This window comes from Pseudomonas graminis, assembly GCF_013201545.1.
GTDB lineage: Bacteria > Pseudomonadota > Gammaproteobacteria > Pseudomonadales > Pseudomonadaceae > Aquipseudomonas.
Window position 1 is genome coordinate 3,465,103 of record NZ_CP053746.1, and the last position, 15,395, is coordinate 3,480,497.

The window sequence follows — 15,395 nt, forward strand, 5'->3', positions numbered from 1 at the left end:
AATCCAATCAGGGGTGGAGCGGACAGGTGTCGCGCCCCTCTCAACGCATGAATCAATTCATGCCGACTGATCAGCACGACATTTGTACATTCCAGGCAGGATTGCCCTGCCTGGAATCATCCTTCATCGATTACGAGTGACCCGCCATACGGTGTTCGCCAGGTCATCGGCGATGATCAGTGCACCTTTGGGGTCCACCGTCACACCCACTGGCCGCCCGCGGGTTTTCCCGTCAGCACCCCGAAAGCCGGTCGCGAAGTCAATCGGCGCACCGTTCGGACTGCCATTGCTGAACGGCACGAAAACGACTTTGTACCCCACCGGATTCTCCCGGTTCCAGCTGCCGTGTTCGCCAACAAATACCCCGTCAGCGTACTTCTCGCCCATCGCCGGGATGGAAAAATCCACGCCAAGGGCTGCGGCATGGGACCCGAGGCTGTAGTCGGGCTTGATGGCGGCGGCGACCATTTTCGGGTTCTGCGGTTGGGCACGGGTGTCGACGTTCTGACCCCAATAGCTGTAGGGCCACCCGTAGAACCCGCCTTCGCGAACCGAGGTCAGGTAGTCCGGGACCAGATCCGGGCCCAGTTCATCGCGCTCGTTGACCACTGCCCATAACTTCCCGGTTTGCGGCTGAATGGTCAACGCCGTCGGGTTGCGGATGCCGGTCGCGTACGCTTTGTGGGCACCGGTCTCGGCATCCACCTGCCAGACCCTGGCCCGGTCGAGTTCGACCTCCATGCCGCGCTCGGTCACGTTGCTGTTCGAACCGATGCCGACGTACAAGGTGCGTCCGTCATCACTGATGGCCAATGACTTGGTCCAGTGGTGATTTATTTCAGCGGGAAGGTCAGTGACTTTGATCGGTGGGCCGTCGGCTTTGGTCTGCCCCTCCTGATAATCGAAACGCACCAATTCGTCTTGGTTGGCCACGTACAATTTGCCGTTGGCAAATGCCAGGCCGTAGGGCGCGTTAAGGTTCTCCGCAAATACAGTCTTCGTCTCGTAGACGCCGTCACCGTCTGCATCTCGCAGCAACGTCAGGCGGTTACCGCCTTTGACCTTGGTGTTGCCCTGGGCCTTGATGTACCCCGCAATCACGTCCTTGGGCTTGAGTTTTGCGGCATTGCCGCCACGCCCTTCAGCCACGAGGATATCGCCGTTGGGCAACACGAGCGTTTGACGAGGAATCTGCAAGTCGGCGGCGATGGCCGTCACGCTATAGCCCTCAGGGACCGTGGGCTTCTGGTCGCCCCACAACGCCGGTTCGGCAATCTTCATGCTGGGTAAAAGACCGCGCTGGGCGGCCGGCAGTTTTGGATCAGGCCCCAATGCCTGGGTGGCATCGCCGGCGTCACCGCAGCCGCTTAACAATAACGCCATGCTGATTGCGGTCAGTTTGATCGAGTGATTCATTTTCCATCCCCCGTGCGCACGCTGGTGAGTCCCAGCCACGCTGTCACGCCAATCAGCAGCGTGGTCAGTGCGGAGAGAATGAGGCCCGACGGCATGGTGGCGAAGGCATCCTTGGCATGTTCAAAGGCGTTGACGAGCCCCAGTGCCCAGGTCACCACCAACAACACCAGATAGACCACAGGGCGCCCGGCCTTGCGATCGGCCCGGATCAGATTGACCAGCGCGAACAGCACGGCGAGTCCGCAGAACACCAGACCCCCGGCGATAAGCCAGGAGGCGAAGTTGCTCCATTGAATCTGGTACGTCTGAAAGTAGGTGATGTCGCTCAGCAATGCGCCGAGAAACAGCGGGACGGTTCCGGCAAGCATTATCGCGTGTAGCGGGCCTGGCGGGTTTCTGTAGACAAGATGGGCGGTAGTGTTCACGACGACTCCCTATTTTGCTGACGCTTATGCTGTGCAAATGAACTGACCCATCAGGGCCGCGCAGGGTGCGCATCGTTTGGGATCAATGGGTCAGGAACATAGTTCAGCCTATTTGGGCGTTATGCATATGCAGTTACATCTACACGTTCAGCGACCGCAGCGCTTGATGACTTCAAGCACCCAGTGCATCAGCCAGGGCAACCTGGCTGTGCTCAAGGGCGGCTGCGTTCACTGCGGGCGCCAAAAAACACGGTTCAGGTCGCCTTGACCGTCCACAACTGATCAACCCGCGTCGTGTAACTGCTGCTCATCAGGTCACGGCGCATGGCCCATTCCGGCGCCGCCGGGACGCTGGCCGAGCGCAGTGTGCCGCGACCCCATCGCGTGTTGATTTCATCAAGCACCTCCATCACCTTGCCGGCGTCGGTGGGCTGCGAATGGGCGAACAGGTCATCGGTGAATTCGCCCGGGTGGCGCAAATCCATCAGCAGCACTTCGGCTTTACTGTATTTGAAGCCCGGCCGAAACAGCCGATTGACCGCTTCGGTCGCCGCTTTGGTCATCAGGCGCACATCGTTGGTGGGGTAGGGCAGTTCCACCAGGGCGGCGTTGGCGTACTTGACTTCCTCGGGGTTGAACATCCCGGTGCGAATGCTGACGCGGATCTTCTTGCACAGCGAGTTCTGCGCTCGAAGCTTTTCGGCGGCGCGCTGGGTATAAGTCGCGACCGCCTCTTTGATGGGCTCGATGTCGGTGACCCGTGCGCCAAACATGCGGCTGCAACAGATTTCCTGTTTCGGCGGCGTGACGTCTTCGAGCTCCAGGCAAGGCGTGCCGGCCAACTCGCGGGCGGTTTTTTCGATGACCACGCTGAAAGTCTTGCGCAAGGTCCACGGGTCGGCCCGGGCCAGGTCCATCGCTGTCTTGATGCCCATGCCTTCGAGGTGCGCCCTCATGCGTTTGCCGACGCCCCAGACCTCGCCAACGTTAGTGTTGCGCAGGGTCCAGTCGCGCTTGAACGGATCGCTCAAGTCGACCACGCCGCCGGTGATGTGCGACAGCCGCTTGGCGGTGTGATTGGCCAGCTTGGCCAGCGTCTTGGTCCGCGCGATGCCTACGCCCACCGGGATGCCGGTGCATTTGAACAGTCGCTCACGAATGTCCCGGCCAAACTGTTTCAGGTCGCCGGGGATGCCGGTCAGCTCGGCGAACGCTTCATCGATGCTGTACACCTCGAGGGCCGGCACCATCGACTCGATGATCGTCATCACCCGCTCGCTGATGTCGCCGTACAGCGCGTAATTGCTGCTGAACGCCACCACCCCGGCACGGCGCAGGTCGTCCTTGATCTGGTAATACGGCGCGCCCATTTTCACGAAGGGTTTGGCGTCGTAACTGCGCGCGATGACGCAGCCGTCGTTGTTGGACAGCACGACGATGGGTGTCCTTATCAGGTCCGGGCGGAAAACCCGTTCGCAGCTGGCGTAGAAACTGTTGCAGTCAATCAGCGCGAAGGTTCGTTCATACGGGATCATGATGGGCCACGCTGAACCGGGCAGTCGCTGAATTGACCGGCGGATTCATCGGCGCGCGGCGAGTGCAGGCCCGGGGCAGGGCGGCCGGAGCGGCTGGACGTGCTGACGTAGGGCGTTGGCTGCGGGGAGTTGCGGAAAAACCGGGGAAAACGACGTTCATGATGAAGCCCTCCTGTTTGTTAGCTGTATGTATATACAGTTAAGCGGCTCTGCCAAGAGGGGTCAACCGTTGGCACTGAAAGACCGACCGACGCGCATGGATGGCGATTCTCGTGGATTCAGCAGGACCGGCTTTAGCCGGGAACACGTCGGGCGTCACGTAGTAGGTAGGACTGGCTTTAGCCGGGAATGCGTCCGGCGACACACTGCAAAATCGAGGGTGATCGGACGGGCCAGATGAACAATAAGTCGGCGATATCTCTCTTGGTCTGAACTTTGCTACATCCCTGTTACAGGCGGCCTCGATCACAGAAAATTGGCGCGAAGGCACTCCTGAAATCACCTTTAGTTTTGAATTGGCATGCTCAACAACGCGCATGCCCAGGAGCTGGCCATGAGTACTCTCTCGGAAATTGCAGCAAACCTCTTGAAACGCGAAGACAGCCCCGAGCAGGCTGGCCCCCGTGGCCCGATGGGCTGGGAACAACTGATGATGCTCTCCAAAGAGAAGGACATATTGAAGTGGCAAGCCGCGCTGTCCCGGCTCATTGCAGACAATCCCGGCCAGCGTCGAGTGACCGTGATGCGTGTGATTCAGGGCGGTCTGGCCTGAGGTAACCCGGAGTATCGTTGATCCGCCTGTCGACGCACTGTCTGGCAGGCGGCTTCGGCTGCTTCCAGTGGGACCGGCTTCAGCCGGGAAGGGGCATCTGGCTGCAGCACTCGAGTGGATGTGTCCGTTAGCCGCTATTGATCGACATATTGGCGTTAGTCGGCAGGTGCATTGCGCGCTAAAGTGGCAGGCATGTTCCTGGCAGCTTCGGATAACGCAGATGACCCGCCCCCGTTTTCTCCCCGACAACTTCACCCTCATGCTGATCACCGTGGTGATCATCGCCAGCTTCCTGCCGGCCACCGGGCAAGTGGCCGTTGGCTTCGGCTGGTTGACCAACATCGCCATCGCGCTGCTGTTCTTTCTTCACGGCGCCAAACTGTCCCGCGAATCGATCATCGCCGGCGCGGGGCATTGGCGCCTGCACCTGCTGGTCTTCGGGCTGACATTCGTCCTGTTCCCCTTGCTCGGCCTGGCACTCAAACCCGTGCTGTCGCCGCTGATCGGCAAAGACCTGTACATGGGCATTCTGTACCTGTGTGCGCTGCCCGCGACGGTGCAGTCGGCGATCGCCTTCACGTCACTGGCACGCGGCAATATTCCGGCGGCGATCTGCAGCGCGGCGGCCTCCAGCCTGTTCGGTATATTCCTGACCCCGCTGCTGGTTACGCTGTTACTGAACGTCCACGGCGAAGGCGGCTCGACCCTCGACGCCATCGTGAAAATCAGCGTGCAATTGCTGCTGCCGTTCATTGCCGGCCAGATCATGCGGCGCTGGATCGGCGCCTGGGTGGGACGCAACAAGAACTGGCTGAAATTCGTCGATCAGGGCTCGATCCTGCTGGTGGTCTACGGTGCGTTCAGCGAGGCGGTTAACGAAGGCATCTGGCAGAAAACACCGATCTGGGACCTGGCCGGGCTGGTGGTGGTGTGCTGCCTGCTGCTGACACTGGTGCTCGTGACCGCGACCTTGCTGTCCAAGCTGTTCGGCTTCAATCAGGAAGACCGCATCACCATCCTGTTCTGCGGCTCGAAGAAAAGCCTGGCCACCGGCGTGCCGATGGCGCAAGTGCTGTTTGCGGGGAGCACCATTGGGCTGCTGATTTTGCCGCTGATGCTGTTTCACCAGATTCAACTGATGGTGTGTGCGGTGGTGGCGCAGCGGTATGCCAAGCGGGCTGAGCCGGTGGCGGAGTTGATGGCGCAGGTTGATCCTTGATGCTGGTGATCAACTCACTGGCGTGATGAAAAAGCCCCGATGATTCGGGGCTTTTTGCGTTTGGAGCGGAATGGGCTATAGCCAGTTAGAGGTTATGGCTAATTACCAGAATGTCTCAATTAGCAATGAAGGACAGCACGCGGTGAGTGGCCGTCATTTAAACAGCTCTACAACAGCGTCGGAATATAAAGTTGGATGAGTCTCGGCCGACTTGAGTACATGCTCGCGTACCGTTTGACCTTTAACCTCCGGATCTTTCAATGCATATTCTGGCGTAAAGGCTGGTGCATCTTTACTGGCGCCGGCATCCAGCAAGGCCTTTATGCAATCGGGATTACGACTCATCGCGCTCTCGGCCAATGGCGTTCCAATGGGCCACGGCCTCTGCTGGGGTGAGAGGGCATCAATCGAGGTTCCTTTCTTGTGCAACAGTGCTATGCGCTCTGCAGCTTGTGGATCTGGCTGATCCCTCAGCTCAAAGGATCGCGTGCAGACATAATGAAGAGGGGTTGAAGCAACTCTGCTGACGCCGTATGGATCGGTACCGGCTGCGATCAACAGTTTGATCACTTCAATATTCGTAGCCCCCTTGCCCATTAGCGGGGAAAACCCCTGGGGACTCAACAGCTTGGGATCAGCACCGTAACGCAGCAGCATCTTTACCAAAATCGGCTGGGGGAACGGCTGTGCTTCGAGTGCCGCTTTAAGCGGCGTAGTAGTACCACCTTGGGCAAAAACATTAGGATTAGCGCCCGCTTTGAGCAAACTTTCCACAATGTGTAGTTCATCCTTTGATACTTGCGGATCTTTGCCGTGCTTGAGCGCCGTTAGCAAGACGGTTTCGCCGCTGGTTTCAAAAGTTTGGTTTACATCAATCGGAAATTCGAGCAGGCGATCAACCAGATCGGGCCGTTGATAATAGGTCGCATGCCACAGGATCTTGATGTCCGGTCGCGCGCCGCTCGCAAGTAACGAATTGACGATAGCCAAGTCTGCGGCATCCTTGGAATAAGCGTATTCCATCACCGCATCGTCTAGCTGACGGACTAGATCTTTTCCAGATTCAGTTTGCGCCATGGCTGAGCCCGAGAGCAGGGCAAAGGTCAGGGCAGAGGCCCTGCAGAAATTGAAGGCGAGTTTATAGGTAAACATGCGATGTCTCATAGAGTGAAAGTTGAGGGTGTTAATTGTGTTGCGGTGAGATTTGAGTCGAGTGAATCTCCCCATTGGATAAATAATTAGCGAAATTTAAAGAAGCTGTTCCTTTTTGTGTATGAAAAATCGAGCTGCCAGCAAATGGTTAATTTGTGGGTTAAAGGGGGCCGTCCCCTTTATCCTAATTAAATTACGGCGCATAGCAATTACATTTACATGCGATCTATTGAGTGGCTGCTAGTTTAAAAGGTTTGTCTGTTTGATTTTTAATATTTAGATTAAAAGGGGTCCGTCCCCTTTAACTGAATGCTTTTATGTTTGGTGATTTCTTTGCAACCTTCAAGAGTGACCAATCAGCTTACTCAGGTTTAGATTGTTCTGATGTAGCTACTGAGAATTAATCCATTCGACCATCTCTTCGCTGATTTGCTTCAACAAAGCTATTCTCGCTATGATTACGAGCTCACAGCCCATGTCTTTGTCGTGATACGTCACTAATGGAACGTCATCTTCGTCAAGAACTATTCTCAGAATCTTGCCGGTTACTTCGTTTCGTGCTGAGAATATAGGGTTGCCTTCCCTGAAAGGCGTGCCATCTGAAAAAGCCGTGTTGTAAAAAGGTGCCTTGAAATTTTTTGATTCAACCCCCCTCGCGTCACACTCGAGGAAAAAAAGATCATATAGATATCGCTCGAGTCGGATATAGCTCTGCTCATCATTCAAATAGTCATCAAACATTCACTTACTCCGTAAACGCCTTGCCAGTGATTATTTCAATATCAACACGCTCATGCTTAGTGCCTTGCACCCTAAAGGAGTGACTGATGAAAGCATCTGCACCCCCGCACTTAGTTGCATTGTCTATGTATTTATCAGCCTTTTTAAAAGCATCCTCGCGGACGGCAAGATCCTTCCTGTGGAGTTTTGCCTTTAACTCACTCAGCTTTTGTTTGCCTTCACTCGCCGTCAGGGGTTTATCTTGGTTCCAAGCGACCGACTCCTCAAGCTTGGCGCCTTGAGCCTGGATCCGGCCACGGTGGGCCGCCAACCCCAAGGGATCAGTCCAAACCAGTGGGTTCGGGGCATATTGGTAAACATTAATGCCACCCTCATACCCAATCGGATCCTTGCTAATAAAGCGCCCGACTCTTGGATCATAGTACCGATGCCGGTTGTAGTGCAGGCCGGTTTCGTGGTCGTGGTACTGGCCCTGGAAGCGAATCGGATTGGTTAGGCCAATTTGTTGGGCGAACTCCGAGCGCTGTTCGGTTGCTTCGCCCCACGCTTTGTACTGCGCGTTCCAGGCGGTGTTGCCGTTCTGGTCGGTGATTTCCTGCGGGGTGCCCAAGTGGTCGCATTGGTACCAGGCGAGCGCGTCGACGGGCAGTGCGACCGGTTTGTAGGTCCAGAGCGGGTCTTCTTTGAAGTTGTAGCGCCCGGTGTAGGTCGGTTGGCTTACGAGGCGGATGGTTCCGTGGCGGATGGCCTGGGCCACCGGGACGAAAGTGCCGGGTTCGTGGATGTAATGGACGGTTCGGCCTAACCCGCCTGCATAGGGCGGCGGGCTGCTTTCCCACGCGAGGTTGTCGCCATCCCAGCCGTACAGGGTGAACCCACAACCCAGTTCCCGCTCTTTGCGGGCGTGTTCGTTTTCGTTCCAGCCAGTGCCGGCTTCCGGGCGTGGGCGGTAGTGGGCCTTTGAGAGTTTGTAGAGGCGCCGTCCGAGAGGGTCGTAGCCGAAGTCGACTCTGAGGCGCGGATCGCGGAAATGCGCGAGGCGATCGAAGAGGTCCCAGTGCAGTTCGCTGCGCAGGCCGTTGGTCCAGCGCTCTGTCTGGTTGCCACGTTCGTCGTATTCGTAGTGGCCGCCGGCGTAGTCGCGTAGAAGGTTGTCCACAAGTTTGTTGCGGACAGGTTCGGGATCTAAAGGCCTCCGAACTGGCGCTGCGCTGTCGTCAAGCAGGTTGCTCGCGGGGTCGAAGGCGAAGGTTTCTGTGCCTAATCGACTGGTGGCGCTGAGTAGGCGGCTGACGGGGTCGTAGCGGTAACTTAATTGGCCGCGACGGCTGTCGTTGATGTCGGTGAGCTGGCCGGCGGCGTCGTAGGTGTAGGCGCGCTTGATGAGCGTGGTTTTGTCGTCTGCTCGGCCCAGGAGCTGTTCTTGAAGGCGTCCCGCTGGGTCCCATTGCTGGGTTTGCAGCAGTTGATTTCCCTGATGACGGGCGACTTCGCGATGCAGGTCATCGCGCTCGTAACTGAGCAGTTCGTGCTCGTCGAGCTTCAGGCCCAGCAGATGGCCGCTGCCGTAGGTCAGCCAACTGACGCGGTGACCGTCCGGGCGGATGGTCGCGACGCGGTTGTTCAGCGCGTCGTATTCATGCTGCCAGACGGCAACCAGTGGTTTATCCAGATTCGAGTAATGCTGGTGCTCGCGCACTAGATTCCCGGCGGGGTCATGGAACCACTGCAACCGGCTGGCGGCGTTGGTGGCCATGACCAGATGGCCATTGCCGTCGTAGGCAAAAGTTTCGCTTTGGGACTTTTCGCCGAGCGTCGCACGGCGTTCGGTCAGGCGGCCCACGGGATCGAAGGTCAACGCAATCGTGCGCTGGCCGTTAACAGTCTGAGCGAGCCGTCCGGTTTCGGGATCGTACTGATAGCGGGTCGAGCGATTGTCGAAGCCGCGCTCTTCCAGCAGGCGCCCGACCGGATCGTAGTGAAAGTGCGCGCGGCGCTCGTTTTCGTTTTCCAGCGCAACAAGACGACCGAGTTTGTCCCAGCGATAGCGCAGGGTTTGCTCGGCGGCGTCGACGCGCTCGGCGATAAAGCCCGCAGCTGAATAGCGCCAAGTGGTGCAGCGTTCAAGGCCATCGGAATGGGCGAGCAAACGACCTTCGGCGTCGCGGCTAAAGCGCTCTTCGGTTTTGTCCGGGTGCTTGATCAGGACCAATTGGCCTGATTTGTATTGGTATTCGGTGCTGTGCCCAGCAGGATCGGCGAAGCGAACCATTTGGCCGCGTTCGTCGTAATCCCACACGCTGACCTTGCCAGAGCAGTCGACGTATTTCAGCAACTGGCCGGCGGCGTTGTACTCAAGTTTCTTGGTATTGCCGTTGGCATCCTTGATCGCTGTAGGAAGACCGAACGAGTTGTAGGCGTATTCAGTAACGTTCTCTAGCGGATCAATCGCTTCAATCAGATTTCCGCGATGGTCATAGTCCCGTTTCCACAACCCGCCTTCACCATCGCTGATCTTGATCAGATGGCTTTTGTCGTCGTAGGCGTAATTCATCACGCTGTGATCCGCGCGGGTGTGCTCGGTCAGCTTGCTCAGCTTGTCGTAGCGATAGCGGTCGGTGCTGCCGTCGGTGTGAACGTGGCGGATGATGTTTTTCGCGGCGTCGCGGAAGAACCATTCGGAACGGCCATCGGCATGACAAATGCGGTAGGTGTAACCCAGGCTGTCGTAGTAGTGCCGGGTTTCGTGGCCCAAGGCATCGGTGACATAGGTCAGACGGATGTTTTCATCCCACGCCAGCCGGGTATCAAAACTGCCATCGTCAGCCCATTCGCGTATGGCTTTCGCGTCGGGCCCCGTGCCTTGCCACTGCAAATTCAAGCCACGATTAGTGCGGTCGGTATAGCGGGTGATCAAGTGGTCTTGATACTGGTAACGCCACGCGGCGCCGTTCTCGTCCTGAGCGAGGACAAGGTCACCAAAATCGTCGTACTGATACGCACACAGTTGGCGTTTGACGTCGCCGTCACGTATTTCCCACAGACCGGTCAGACGGCCCTGATCATCAATCAAAGTGCCCAAGCGCAAGTGGACTTTGCGGGCGTCCTTTTCCCGGTAAGTGACCAACTCAGAGAGCATCAAACGCCCATCATGACGATGCTCGTAATGCAGCATAACCCCGGCTGCATTGGGCAGAACCTTGTTGATCAGAACAAAGCGCTTGCCCCGCCGAACATAGGTTTCCCTGTGTTCAAGCCCGCGCATCAGCATCACGCGGTCCTTGCTCAAGCGAATGACGGTCAGGTTTTCAATGGCGTTGAAATGAAACAGCTTGACCTTGGGAAGAGGAAATTCATGGCTACGTCCGTCGGCGTCATGAAACACCAAACCATCGCCGACGAGATCAAACCGAGTGGTAAACGGCGTGATCCATCGCGCGCCCACCACGTCATGATCGAAGGCATCCAGACTCGAGCAATAAGTCCGCGTCCACTCAATGGGAAACGGCCCCGGTAGGCTGAAATCGGTATGACTGACCGACTCCGAGCCCATCGCAAAACTGATGCTGTTCCCCGTTGAGCCGCAGTTACAGGCGCAAGGACAGGCACATGTGCACTTCTTCAGTACGTTGGGCCGGCCCTTGGCAGGCTTCTCACGCTGAACAACTTCGAGTTTGCCTTCGCTGCCCCGACGCTTGGCCTGATTGGTCACTCCCGGCTTGATGTTGAACGACTGACCATGCCCATTGCGGGAACGCCAACTTACAACCGCTCCAGCCAACGTCTGCAGCAACGCTCCAATCGAGTTTTGAACCTCAGGATCTGCTAGACCATTAATCTGGGTCCGAAGCTCTGACCCCATGGCACGCAACGACTTAGCCTGTCTGCGTACCGGGTCTTTCAGCGCTTCAGGCACAAGATGTTCGACGGTGCCGTTGACGATTTTTTGGCCGGCTGCGATGTAAACATCGGCAACCGCGATGAAGATGTTGGAAATCGCGCCTTTGGGATCGTAGTCCCACTGCTTGCGCCCATCGCTGATCAGTTGCACCGCCTCAAGCAGACTGCCCTCGGCATCGAGATCGCCGTTGACCACGCTTTCCAGACCCTTGGCGATCTCGTTCAGCACGCCTTCGCCCAGCTTCCCCGCGTCATCGAGAATCCCGGGGAGCTTGGCCTGCGCCTGCGTCACAAAGTCATCAAGGGTCCCGACAATGGTGGCATTGAGGTGCCCGATCAGAATCTCGATCAGCGCATCCCCCAACACCATCTTTCCTGCCTGACGCATCTCCTGACGCACCAGAAACAGCATCGGCCGCAAGCTCATCCGCGCTGCCGCCATGGTCGGCGGTGTCGGCAAGACGCCAATCAAATTGATGCCCAGACTCACCCAGTCCAGAGGGTCGCGTTTCTCACTGGTCGCCAGCCGGACGATGTCATTCAGCGCATCAACCAGCGCCATGATGTTGCCCACCACAGGCAAAAAGCCCGCAGCGCTCTTGATCCGTTCAAGCGAAACGACCCCGCCGCTGATGTCCCGAAGCCAGGCATCGACATTGGCAGCGCCGGCCCCGACGTCCTCAAGCTGAATCAGATCAAGCGGAACGATCGCCAGCTGAGGCTCGTTTTTTGCGTCGCTGCCGGACGTAACTGCGGGGTTTGCCAAGGATGCTCTCCGTGCTCAAAAAACCATCCGAAAAGGCGTGAATGCCAATCCGGGGGCCACGGAGATATCAAAGGCTGTGCCAATTATGAATTAGCCAAGCAAAATCAATAGCTTAAGGAGAAAATCAGGAGGATTTAGCGAACGCCAACCCAGACGACAAGGCAAAGGTGCGCAAGAAGTTGCGCACCCCTGCGCAACTTCTTGCGCACTTGTCTGCACGCCCCAAACGACGTGGCCTGCAGGGCATTGAGCCTTCCATTTTCAACAAACAGGTGCGCAACTTCTTGCGCACTCCGCCAAACCCGCACGCGACCGCTTTTCACCAGCAACGCCGCACAGCGAACAAAACTACGGCGAAAAAACGCAGCCGAAAAAAAGCCCCGAACAGTCGGGGCCTTCAGCATTCAGAGCGGCTTAAGCTTTAGCCAACTGCTCCTCATACTCCTTGTGATACTCACGGGCCAGCGACTGCTTCTGCTGGTCGTCCAGCAACTTGCCCGCTGACTGGAAGAACTTCTGCTCTTCTTCCTTCAGGTGGTGATGAACCTTCTCTGACAGCTTTTTGGCCGTGGCCATCCATGACGGGCTGGACATCTCGGTTTCGTCGAGCTCTTCCATCATTTCGTCCATTTCATGGTGCTCGGAAATGGCATGGCGACTGAGGTCAACACCGTTGTCGTACTGCATCAGCGGGATATAGAAGAAGCGCTCTTCGGCGGTTTCATGGGCCTGGAGTTCAGCTTTCAGCTGTTTGTAGGCCTCGACACGCTCCTCACTGTCGCCATGGGTTTGGATCAAGGCGTCGGCATAGCCGCGTTGCCGTTCATGACTTTCTCTCAGCGCTTCAAAAATGTTCACGGGTGCTCCTGGGTTCGGCAACGGACTGATGTGCTTCTCCCTAGACCGCAGCGGGTATTCAGCCGTTCCATTGCGCTTCGGGCATATGCATAGATCTATAAGTTTCTTTCATAACCTGCGCCGTTTTTTATAATAAAAATGAAGCTGCTCCGATGTGCTCGTTCGTTTTCGTGCTGAGCGCTCCTCTTGTGCCCGTTCAAGGATCCTCATGCCCCTGCGAAAGATCATCGTCGCCGCCGCATTAATGCTGGCGACCGTCACCGCTCACGCCGAGCAGGTCATCAACATCGGTTACCAGCGTTCGTCCACGCTATGGATTCTGCTCAAGAACGACGGCCAGTTGGAGGAACGACTCAAGCCGCTGGGCTTTACCGTCAACTGGCATGAATTCAGCAGCGGGCTGCTCAGCGCGATGAACGCCGGCAGTGTCGACCTGCACGCCGACGTCGCCGATGCGTTTGCCTTGTTCACGCAGGCGGCGAATGCACCGCTGACCTACTACGGCCGTGAGAATCCCTCCCCGACGGCGCAGGCCATCATCGTCCCGGACAACTCACCGATTCACAGCGTTGCCGACCTCAAGGGCAAAACCGTTGCGGTGTCGAAGGGCTCAGGCAGTCATTTTCTGTTGATTTCGGCCCTGAAGAGCGCCGGGCTGACCCTCAAGGACATCAAGCCGATTTACCTGGAGGCGCCCGACGGTGTCGCCGCGTTTGCCAGCGGCAACGTTGACGCCTGGGCGATCTGGGACCCGTTCCTGGCGACCCAGCAGCGTGAGCATCATGTTCGCGTGCTGACCGACGGCTCCGGCGGCATTGCCAATTACAACCGTTTTTATGTGGCCAACACGAGTTTCGCCAAGGCCCATCCCGAGGTGCTGCAAGTGGTGTTCGACACCTTGCACGATGCCGGGCAGTGGGTGAAAGGTCATCCTCATGAAGCCGCGGCGAATCTGGCGCCGCTGTGGGGCAACATCCCGCCTGAGACCGTCGAGCTGGCCAACAGCCGGCGCAGTTACGACATCGTCCCGGTCAAGGTGGATGAACTGGCCGAACAGCAGCGCATCGCCGACTTCTATTTCGAGGCCGGGATGATCCCCAAAGCGCTGAAGGTGTCCGACATCGCTGTCTGGACCCCGCACGCCCACTAAGTCAGGAGCGCGATCATGAGTCGTCACATTCACCTGTCGGCGTTCCTGCTGACCGGGCCGGTCATTCACAGTCATGCGGTCTGGCGCCATCCCGAGACGGTCGGCCATTACCTTGATCCCGAGTATTACGCCCGCACGGCGCGGGTGGTGGAGGAGGGGCTGTTCGATTTCCTGTTCTTCGCCGACCGGCTGGCGGTGGGCGATCAGATGGGCGGCTCGCGCGACCTGGCCCTGCGTTACGGTGCGCAGGATGCGACGCGGCTGGACCCGCTGCCGATTCTGTCCTATCTGGTCGGGCAAACGAGCAAGCTGGGCCTGGGCGCTACCCGCTCGACGACGTATTACGAGCCGGCGCACATCGCCCGGGAGTTCGCCACGCTCGATCATCTGTCCAAAGGCCGCGCTGCCTGGAACATCGTCACGTCGATGAACGACAGCGAAGGGCGCCTGTTCGGCAAGGACAAACACCTTGAGCATGACCTGCGTTACGACCGCGCTGACGAGTTCGTCGAAGTGGCGCTGAAGTTGTGGCGCAGCTGGGCGCCGGATGCGTTGAAGCTGGACCGGGAAAGCGGCGTGCTGGCCGACCCGTCGAAGATCACTTCGGTGCAGCATCATGGCGAATGGTTCAAGGTCGAAGGTCCGCTGAACATTCCGCGTACGCCGCAAGGGCGGCCGGTGCTGATTCAGGCAGGCTCCTCGGGCCGAGGACGGCGGTTCGGCGCGCGCTGGGCCGAGGCGATTTTCACCATTCACCCGCACCTCAAAGCCATGCACGCGTTTCGCCAGGACGTGCGCGAACAGGTCGTCGCGCAAGGCCGCCACGCCGACAGCTGTAAAGTGCTGACGGCTGTGATGCCGTTTATTGGTGGCAGCGAAGCCGAGGCGCGGGCCAAGCGCGACAAGCACAACGCATTGGCGCGCCCGGAACTGGGGCTGGTCACGCTGGCGTCGCAACTGAACGTGGACCTCTCGCCGTTTCCGCTGTCGGCGACCCTGGCGGAGATCGCACGCGCGCCGTCGATACCGCCTGCTGCGGCGGAGAAGCTGCTGATGCAGGGGCCGGACACGACGCTGGAGGAACTGGGCCGGATTTTCGCCAGCAGCGTCCGGGTGCCGCAACTGGTCGGCACGGGGGCGCAGATCGCCGATCAACTGGCGGAGATGTTCACGTTGGGTGGCTGCGACGGGTTCGTGATTTCTCCGGCGTATTTGCCGGGCTCGTTCAGCGAATTCGTCGAAAGCGTCATCCCGCACCTGCAACGCAAAGGGCTGTTTCGCACAGCCTATGAAGGCTCGACCCTGCGTGAGCATCTGGGGTTGGAGGCGCTGGACTCCTGAACCCTGCGCCTGAGAAATTCATACTCCGTACAGCCACCTGACAGCTTTGCGCGATCATTGACGGGCTGACATTCGCGACATGCTGCGTATGATGAGCCCGACGTTTTTCGCAAAAGGCTC

12 protein-coding genes are annotated in these 15,395 nt (G+C 58.1%); 5 read left to right on the forward strand and 7 right to left on the reverse strand.

Going from position 1 to position 15,395, the window contains the following annotated elements; genetic code table 11:
- Window positions 1–123: 123 nt before the first annotated feature.
- The 3 genes from FX982_RS15440 to umuC all read right to left on the reverse strand — a co-directional run bounded on the left by FX982_RS15440 (window position 124) and on the right by umuC (window position 3,376).
- Window positions 124–1,416, reverse strand: coding sequence for a PQQ-dependent sugar dehydrogenase (locus tag FX982_RS15440; protein ID WP_172611505.1), 1,293 nt, complete (start codon window positions 1,414–1,416; stop codon window positions 124–126).
- Window positions 1,413–1,784 (reverse strand): DUF2231 domain-containing protein, encoded by a 372-nt coding sequence (locus FX982_RS15445; RefSeq protein WP_172613067.1) that lies wholly within the window; start codon window positions 1,782–1,784, stop codon window positions 1,413–1,415. Before FX982_RS15445 ends, FX982_RS15440 begins: the two co-directional genes overlap by 4 nt.
- A gap of 311 nt (window positions 1,785–2,095) precedes the next feature.
- Window positions 2,096–3,376, reverse strand: coding sequence for a translesion error-prone DNA polymerase V subunit UmuC (gene umuC / locus FX982_RS15450; RefSeq protein WP_172611506.1), 1,281 nt, complete (start codon window positions 3,374–3,376; stop codon window positions 2,096–2,098).
- A gap of 553 nt (window positions 3,377–3,929) precedes the next feature.
- On the opposite strand from umuC, the gene FX982_RS15455 reads away from it, so the two are divergent.
- Window positions 3,930–4,148, forward strand: a complete 219-nt coding sequence (locus FX982_RS15455) for a hypothetical protein (protein ID WP_172611507.1) — start codon at window positions 3,930–3,932, stop codon at window positions 4,146–4,148.
- A 220-nt stretch (window positions 4,149–4,368) separates the two neighbouring features.
- Window positions 4,369–5,367, forward strand: coding sequence for a bile acid:sodium symporter family protein (locus FX982_RS15460; RefSeq protein ID WP_172611508.1), 999 nt, complete (start codon window positions 4,369–4,371; stop codon window positions 5,365–5,367).
- A gap of 153 nt (window positions 5,368–5,520) precedes the next feature.
- Here FX982_RS15460 and FX982_RS15465 read toward each other — a convergent pair whose 3' ends face one another.
- From FX982_RS15465 to FX982_RS15475, 3 genes are all read right to left on the reverse strand, one after another.
- A complete protein-coding gene (locus tag FX982_RS15465) occupies window positions 5,521–6,519 on the reverse strand; it encodes an ankyrin repeat domain-containing protein (RefSeq protein WP_172611509.1) in 999 nt (332 codons plus the stop codon).
- A gap of 390 nt (window positions 6,520–6,909) precedes the next feature.
- Window positions 6,910–7,260: a hypothetical protein gene (locus FX982_RS15470; RefSeq protein WP_172611510.1), complete on the reverse strand. Its 351-nt coding sequence runs from the start codon at window positions 7,258–7,260 to the stop codon at window positions 6,910–6,912.
- Between the two features lie 4 nt (window positions 7,261–7,264).
- On the reverse strand, window positions 7,265–11,311 hold the full coding sequence (locus FX982_RS15475) for an RHS repeat-associated core domain-containing protein (RefSeq protein ID WP_254074802.1): 4,047 nt from the start codon (window positions 11,309–11,311) through the stop codon (window positions 7,265–7,267).
- On the opposite strand from FX982_RS15475, the gene FX982_RS24555 reads away from it, so the two are divergent.
- Window positions 11,306–12,037 (forward strand): hypothetical protein, encoded by a 732-nt coding sequence (locus FX982_RS24555; protein WP_254074803.1) that lies wholly within the window; start codon window positions 11,306–11,308, stop codon window positions 12,035–12,037. The two genes, FX982_RS15475 and FX982_RS24555, sit on opposite strands and share 6 nt — an antisense overlap.
- A gap of 303 nt (window positions 12,038–12,340) precedes the next feature.
- On the opposite strand, the gene FX982_RS15480 is transcribed toward FX982_RS24555, so the two are convergent.
- Complete coding sequence (locus FX982_RS15480; RefSeq protein ID WP_172611512.1) at window positions 12,341–12,784, reverse strand: hemerythrin domain-containing protein; 444 nt, start codon at window positions 12,782–12,784, stop codon at window positions 12,341–12,343.
- Between the two features lie 208 nt (window positions 12,785–12,992).
- Here FX982_RS15480 and FX982_RS15485 point away from each other — a divergent pair, with 208 nt between their 5' ends.
- Window positions 12,993–13,934 carry an aliphatic sulfonate ABC transporter substrate-binding protein gene (locus FX982_RS15485; RefSeq protein ID WP_172611513.1) on the forward strand — a complete coding sequence of 314 codons (942 nt, stop codon included), beginning with the start codon at window positions 12,993–12,995 and terminating at the stop codon, window positions 13,932–13,934.
- A 15-nt stretch (window positions 13,935–13,949) separates the two neighbouring features.
- On the forward strand, window positions 13,950–15,275 hold the full coding sequence (locus FX982_RS15490) for an LLM class flavin-dependent oxidoreductase (protein WP_172611514.1): 1,326 nt from the start codon (window positions 13,950–13,952) through the stop codon (window positions 15,273–15,275).
- The last annotated feature ends 120 nt before the right edge of the window (window positions 15,276–15,395 follow it).

What these genes read in the sequence shown, in the direction of transcription:
- FX982_RS15490 (WP_172611514.1), top strand. Translation starts at nt 13,950, where the DNA reads ATGAGTCGTCACATTCACCTGTCGGCGTTCCTGCTGACCGGGCCGGTC.
- FX982_RS15465 (WP_172611509.1), bottom strand. Translation starts at nt 6,519, where the DNA reads ATGTTTACCTATAAACTCGCCTTCAATTTCTGCAGGGCCTCTGCCCTG.
- FX982_RS15440 (WP_172611505.1), bottom strand. Translation starts at nt 1,416, where the DNA reads ATGAATCACTCGATCAAACTGACCGCAATCAGCATGGCGTTATTGTTA.
- umuC (WP_172611506.1), bottom strand. Translation starts at nt 3,376, where the DNA reads ATGATCCCGTATGAACGAACCTTCGCGCTGATTGACTGCAACAGTTTC.
- FX982_RS15455 (WP_172611507.1), top strand. Translation starts at nt 3,930, where the DNA reads ATGAGTACTCTCTCGGAAATTGCAGCAAACCTCTTGAAACGCGAAGAC.
- FX982_RS15485 (WP_172611513.1), top strand. Translation starts at nt 12,993, where the DNA reads ATGCCCCTGCGAAAGATCATCGTCGCCGCCGCATTAATGCTGGCGACC.
- FX982_RS15445 (WP_172613067.1), bottom strand. Translation starts at nt 1,784, where the DNA reads ATGCTTGCCGGAACCGTCCCGCTGTTTCTCGGCGCATTGCTGAGCGAC.
- FX982_RS15470 (WP_172611510.1), bottom strand. Translation starts at nt 7,260, where the DNA reads ATGTTTGATGACTATTTGAATGATGAGCAGAGCTATATCCGACTCGAG.
- FX982_RS15460 (WP_172611508.1), top strand. Translation starts at nt 4,369, where the DNA reads ATGACCCGCCCCCGTTTTCTCCCCGACAACTTCACCCTCATGCTGATC.